The sequence below is a fragment of the Methylobacterium sp. WL18 genome, from assembly GCF_008040015.1.
Lineage (GTDB): Bacteria > Pseudomonadota > Alphaproteobacteria > Rhizobiales > Beijerinckiaceae > Methylobacterium > Methylobacterium mesophilicum.
Map to the genome: position 1 here is coordinate 1 of NZ_VRVD01001117.1, position 827 is coordinate 827.

Sequence of the window (827 nt, forward strand, 5' to 3'; positions counted from 1 at the left end):
GCTGGGACGGCCGGGTCGAGCCGAGCTTCGCCGCCGAGCCGGCCAAGCCGAACCCCGCCGACGCCTTCGACCAGTACCTGGCCTCGGTGGAGCGCGACACCCACGAGGAGCCGGTCGCGTACGGCGCGGAAGCCGTGGATCCGCAGGAGCCCGCCGCGTCGGACTACGCGGACGGCCGCACCCTGCGCCGGGTGAACCCGCGCCGCCGCCTGGCCTCCGTCGGCGCCGGCATCGCCATCGTCGCCGTGGCGGTGACGGGGGCGCTCACCTACAGGGGCCTGCAGGGTTCGGGCGGCGCCGGCGGCGTGCCGGTGGTCCAGGCCGATTCGACCCCGCTCAAGGTCGCCCCGAAGGTCGCCGACGGCGTCGAGATCCCGGACCAGAACCGGCAGATCTACGACACCAAGGGCAAGACCAAGGAAGGCCAGATCAAGATCGTCAACCGCGAGGAGCAGCCCATCGACGTCGCCGAGGCGGCCCGCGCGGCGCAGGGGACCGGTCCTGCCGGCGGTGCGCAGAGCGGCACCACGCCGGGTAACGGCCCGTTCGAGGCGTTCGGCGAGCCGCGCCGCGTCCGCACCGTCGCGGTGAAGCCGGAGGCCCCTCCCGCGCCGGTCCAGCGCGAGGCCCAGGCCGACGCCGCGCCGGCCCCGATCCCGACCATGGTGTTGCCCACCGACGAGCCGCCCCAGACCAAGTCCAAGCCCGGCCGCCAGGCCGCCGCCTCCCTGGCGGCGCCGGATCCCGAGCCGGTCCAGGCCGCGCCGAATTCCATGGCGGCCGATGCCGCCCCGCCGAAGTCCGTCGCCGTGAAGCCGGCCCCGAAG

Annotated in this window: 1 pseudogene; it reads left to right on the top strand. The window is 75.8% G+C overall.

The features are described from left to right. A pseudogene (locus FV228_RS31255) lies at window positions 1–827 on the top strand (SPOR domain-containing protein); the annotation flags it as partial.